Below are 5,193 nucleotides of genomic sequence, written 5' to 3' on the forward strand. Positions count from 1 at the left end.
GCGCGAGCGTTGTCACCCTGAGCGCAGCGAAGGGTTTCCATGGTTTGCCGGCGAGATTCTTCGCTTCGCTCAGAATGACAGGCGCGCGACGAATGACACGGGCGCGAGCGTTGTCACCCTGAGCGCAGCGAAGGGTCTAGCCCCGCGCGGGGCGCTTCCGCTATCCTTTCGCTTTCCCATTCGGGAGCGGGGGCCATGGCGAAAAAGAAACCAATCGGCATCGCGGACCTTCAGAAGAAAAAGGCCGAGGGCAAAAAGATCACCATGCTCACGGCCTACGACTACCCCGGCGCGCAGCTCGTGGACGAAGCCGGTATCGACACCGTGCTCGTCGGCGATTCGCTCGCCAACGTCGTGCTCGGCTATCGCGACACGGTGCCGGTGACGATGGACGAGATGCTGCACCACGTGAAGGCGGTCCGCCGCGGCGTGCAGCACGCGCTTTTGATCGCCGACATGCCGTTCGGCTCCTACAACGCCGGTATCGGCGACGCGATCAAAAACGCCACGCGCTTCATGAAGGAGGCGGGCGCCGACGCGGTGAAGCTCGAAGGCGGCGGGCCGATGATCGACGTCGTCCGCGCGATGGTCGAAGCGGGCATCCCCGTCGTCGGGCACCTGGGCCTGACGCCGCAGACCGTCGGCCTGCTCGGCGGCTACCGCGTGCAAGGCAATACGGCGGACAAGGCGATCGTGATCTACGAAAACGCGCGCGGCCTCGCGAACGCCGGCGCGTTCCTTCTCGTGCTCGAAATGGTGCCGCATGAATTGGCGCGGGAAATCACCCAGGGTATCGCGGTCCCCACCATCGGCATCGGCGCGGGCGCCGAGTGCGACGGCCAGGTGCTCGTCTTCCACGACATGCTCGGCATCCGCTCCGGGTTCACGCCGCGTTTCGTGAAGCGTTTCGCCGAGGTGGAACGGGAGATGCGCCGCGCGCTTGTCGAATACCGCGGCGAGGTCGAGTCCGGCGCGTTCCCGGCGGATGAACACACCTTTCACATGTCCGACGACGATCGCGAACGCCTGCTTCGCCAGATCGCCGACCTCTCCGACGCCCCATGAGCGGCGCCCCATCCGCCGGCGCGGCGCCGCGGCTTTCACGCGTCGGCGTCAAGAACATCACCTACCCCGTCGCCGTGCTCGACCGCACCGAAGGAAGGCAACACACCGTCGCGAACGTCGATATGTCGGTGGACCTCGCGCGACCCATGTTGGCCACGGAAGAGGCCGACCTGGTCGACATCCTCAATCGCCACAGCGGGGAAATGACCGCCGAAAACGTCCCGGCGATTCTTGCGGACATGCTCTCAGCGTTTGACGCCGGGCGCGCGCGCATCGAGTTTTCGTTCCCCTACTTCGTCGCGAAAAAGGCGCCCGTTTCCGGGCTGTCCGGGCTGCTGGAATACGAGTGCCGCATCCTTGGCGAGGCCGAACCCGGCGAGTCGGGCGCGCGCGTGAACGTCGGCGTCGAGGTGCGCGTGCCGGTGACGATCCTCCACCCCGCGTCGGTCGATCCCGAGCGCCACGGCTCGCGCAACCAGCGATGCGTCGTGACGGTGGCGCTCCGGTTCGGGCGCATCATCTGGATCGAGGACGTCATTAATCTGGTCGAGGAATGCGCCTCTAGCGAGCTGTATTCGCTGCTCAAGCGCCCGGATGAGCGCCACGTGACGCTGCGCGCGTACGAGAACCCGCGCTCGCACGAGGAGATCGCGCTCGAGGTCGCGCGCCGCCTGGCCGAGGACGAAAACATCCGCTGGTTCACCGTCGAGTCGGTGAGCCTGGAGTCGATGCACAACCACGAAAACTACGCGCGCCTCGAGTGGCGACGCGAGGGCGCCTGATGCGCGTCGCCATCGTCGGCCCCGGCGCGATGGGGCTACTATTCGCGGCACGCCTGGCCGACGCCGCGCACGATGTGGCGCTTGTCGGCCGCGCGGGGGAAGACGGCGCGGGCGTCACGATCGAACTCGTCGAGGGCGATCGCGTCCGCTCGGCGCACGCGCACGCCGCGACGGCCGAGCCGTTCGATCTCGCCGTCGCGTGCGTGAAGTCGTACGACACAAGCCGCGCCGCGCGCGAGCACGCGGGCCTTCTGCGAAACGCCGCGCGCGTGCTGACGCTGCAAAACGGTCTTGGCAACGTCGAGCGGCTGGCCGAGGTCGTCGACCCCGCCCGCCTTTTCGCGGGCACGACGACCGAGGCGGCGCTGCGCGAGGGCGTGCGCCGCGTGCGTCACACGGGCCAGGGCCTGACAAGCATCGGCGCGGTCGGCGAGACGGGCGACGACGACGCCGAGGCGATCGCGGCCGCGTTTTCGGCGGCGGGCTTCGCGGCCACGACAAGCGCCCGCATCCTCGCGGACATCTGGGAGAAGGTGGCCGTGAATGCGGGCATCAACGCCCTGACGGCGATTCTCGGCGTGCCAAACGGCTTCATCGCGAGCGACGCCGACGCGCGCGGCCTGGCCATCGAGGCCGTGGGCGAGGCGGTCGAGGTCGCACGCGCCGAAGGCGTGGCGCTTGACCGCGCGGCGCTTCAATCGCGTTGCCTGGAGGTCGCGCGGCTGACGGCGGCCAATCGCTCGTCGATGCTCTCGGACCTTATCGCCCGGCGGCGCACCGAGATCGACGACATCAACGGCGCGATCGTGCGCATCGGGGCGGCGCATCACATCGACGCGCCGGTCAATCGCGTGCTGGCGAAACTCGTCCTGTCGCTCGAGCGAAGACCGCCGTCTTGATCCTTCCCGCCCCGATGCGGTAAACACCTTGCGCCGGACGCTTTTTGGGGGTGACCGGCCTTCCGGACGATACGTTTAACCTTTGCGTCCTTGCGGTTTCTCATCGAGGCCAAACACCATGTCGATGATACAGGTCAACAATCTGACGAAGCGATTCGGCGCGACGCTCGCGGTCGACCGGATATCGTTTTCCGTCGATCCGGGCGAGATCGTCGGCTTCCTCGGCCCGAACGGCGCGGGCAAGTCGACGACCATGCGCATGATCACCGGATTTCTCGGCGCCGACGAGGGCGACGTGGCGATCGGCGGCGCGCCGTTCGGCGGCGACCCGGAGGCCGCGCGAGCGCTGATCGGCTACCTGCCCGAAAACAACCCGCTGTACGAAGACATGATGGTGCTGGAGTACCTGGACTTCGTCGGCGAGGTGCGCGGGCTGACCCCCGGCGAGCGTGGCGATCGCATCCGCAAGAACGCGGGGCTGTACGGCATCGCCGAGGTGATGACCAAAGACATCGGCGAGCTGTCCAAGGGCTACCGCCAGCGCGTGGGCCTGGCGACCGCGGCGCTGACCGACCCGCCGATCATGATCCTCGACGAACCCACGAGCGGCCTCGACCCGAACCAGATCGTGGAAATCCGCCGGCTCATCCGCGAGATCGGCAAGACGAAAACCATCATCCTCTCGACGCACAACCTCGCCGAAGTCGAGGCGATGTGCTCGCGCGTTCTGATCATCAACAAGGGACGGATCGTCGCCGACGACACGGCCGCGAATCTCGAGCAACGCACGCACGGCGCCGTGCTGCACGCGCGCGTGAAGGCCGGCGCCGATCCGACCGCCGTGCTGAAATCCGTGGCGGGCGTGCGCGACGCGAAGCGTGTGGCCGGCGACGACGGCTGGCACGTGCTGCAGATCGCCGTGGACGGCGCGGGACGCGACCCTGGCGAGCTGATCTTCGACGCCGCCGTCAAAAACGGTTGGAAGATCGCCGAGCTGCGCGGCGAGGCGGCGAGCCTCGAGCAGATCTTCGCGCACCTCACCCGCGGGGAGGCGGCGAAATGAAACGCATTCTCTCGATCTACAAGCGCGAGCTGCGCACGTTCTTCAACTCGCCGATCGCGTACATCGTGCTGTGCGTTCTGCTGATCGGCATCGGGTACTTCTTTTTCCAGACGTTCTTCGTCTCCGGCCAGGCGAACCTGCGCACCTTCTTCCGTTTCGCCGCATGGTCGTTCGTGCTGTTTGGCCCGGCCGTGACGATGAAGCTGTTCGCCGAGGAGAAAAAGACGGGCACGATCGAGCCGCTGCTCACGCTGCCGATCCACGAATGGGAGATCGTGGCGGGCAAGTTCCTCGCCGCGTGGACGCTGCTTGGCATCTACCTGCTGCTCACCCTTTCCTACCCGATCAGCGTTTCGTTCGTGGGCGATCTGGACGGCGGCCCGGTCATCGGCGGCTACATCGGCCTGCTGTTTCTTGGCGCCACGTTCGTTTCGCTTGGGCTGTTCGCCTCGGCCATCACGCGAAACCAGGTCGTCTCACTCATCGTCGCGTTCGTCGTCGGCCTCGTGCTGTTCGTGCTCGACCTGCTCTTGCCGTTCGTGCCCGCGGGATTGCAGAGCCTCGTGGAATTTGTCGGTGTCGATCACCACTTCCAGAACATCAGCCGCGGCGTCGTGGATACGCGCGACGTGATCTACACGTTCTCGCTGACCGCGCTGTTCCTGTTCGCGACCGCGCAGGCGCTGCACACGCGGCTCTCCGACCACTCCGCGAAATGGCGGCTTAATCGCTGGCTTTACATCGGCGGCGCGGTGGGCTGCTTCATTTCCGTCAACGCGCTATCTTCGCAGGCGTACGCGCGCGCCGACCTGACCGAGGACCGCATCTACACGCTCACGGACGGCACGCGGTCGATCCTCGGCGATCTGCGCGACCAGCTCCGCGTGACGGCGTACTTCTCGCGCAACCTGCCCGCGCCGTTCAACGCGCACGAACGCGTGCTGCGCGACAAGCTCGAGGAGTATCGCAACGCCTCGAACGGCAAGCTGACCTTCGAGTTCGTCGATCCCGACGCCACCGGCGCGGGCGGCGAGCCCGATCCGGCCGTCATCGCAAAGGTGAACGCGGCGCAGATTCCGAAGGTCGAGGTCAACAAATTCGAGAAGGACCAGATTCAGGTCGTCAAGGTCTACATGGGCGTCGCCCTCGCGTATCAGGACAAGCAGGAGACGCTGCCGCTCGTGCGCGAGGTGGACGACCTGGAATACCAGCTCACCAGCCGCATCGCGCAGCTCGTCCGCACGAAAACGCCCCGGCTCGGCTTCCTGACCGGCCACGGCGAAAAGACGCCCTCGGCCGGCCTTGCGAACGTGGCGCAGTTGCTCGGCGATAAATACGAATCAGCGGAGATCAACCTGGCCCAGGGCGAGGCCGCGCTTACCGA

5 protein-coding genes are annotated in these 5,193 nt (G+C 66.6%); all 5 read left to right on the forward strand.

Annotated elements, in window-relative coordinates:
• Positions 1-195: 195 nt before the first annotated feature.
• Positions 196-1,065: a 3-methyl-2-oxobutanoate hydroxymethyltransferase gene (gene panB, locus K8I61_07090; protein ID MBZ0271785.1), complete on the forward strand. Its 870-nt coding sequence runs from the start codon at positions 196-198 to the stop codon at positions 1,063-1,065.
• Positions 1,062-1,847 (forward strand): GTP cyclohydrolase, FolE2/MptA family, encoded by a 786-nt coding sequence (locus K8I61_07095; protein MBZ0271786.1) that lies wholly within the window; start codon positions 1,062-1,064, stop codon positions 1,845-1,847. The genes panB and K8I61_07095 overlap by 4 nt, the downstream gene beginning before the upstream one ends.
• Complete coding sequence (locus K8I61_07100; protein ID MBZ0271787.1) at positions 1,847-2,746, forward strand: 2-dehydropantoate 2-reductase; 900 nt, start codon at positions 1,847-1,849, stop codon at positions 2,744-2,746. The genes K8I61_07095 and K8I61_07100 overlap by 1 nt, the downstream gene beginning before the upstream one ends.
• A gap of 124 nt (positions 2,747-2,870) precedes the next feature.
• Positions 2,871-3,809, forward strand: coding sequence for an ABC transporter ATP-binding protein (locus tag K8I61_07105; GenBank protein MBZ0271788.1), 939 nt, complete (start codon positions 2,871-2,873; stop codon positions 3,807-3,809).
• A partial coding sequence (locus tag K8I61_07110; protein ID MBZ0271789.1) for a Gldg family protein occupies positions 3,806-5,193 on the forward strand: 1,388 nt, incomplete at its 3' end. The genes K8I61_07105 and K8I61_07110, both read left to right, overlap by 4 nt.

The organism is bacterium, from assembly GCA_019912885.1.
GTDB lineage: Bacteria > Lernaellota > Lernaellaia > JACKCT01 > JACKCT01 > JAIOHV01.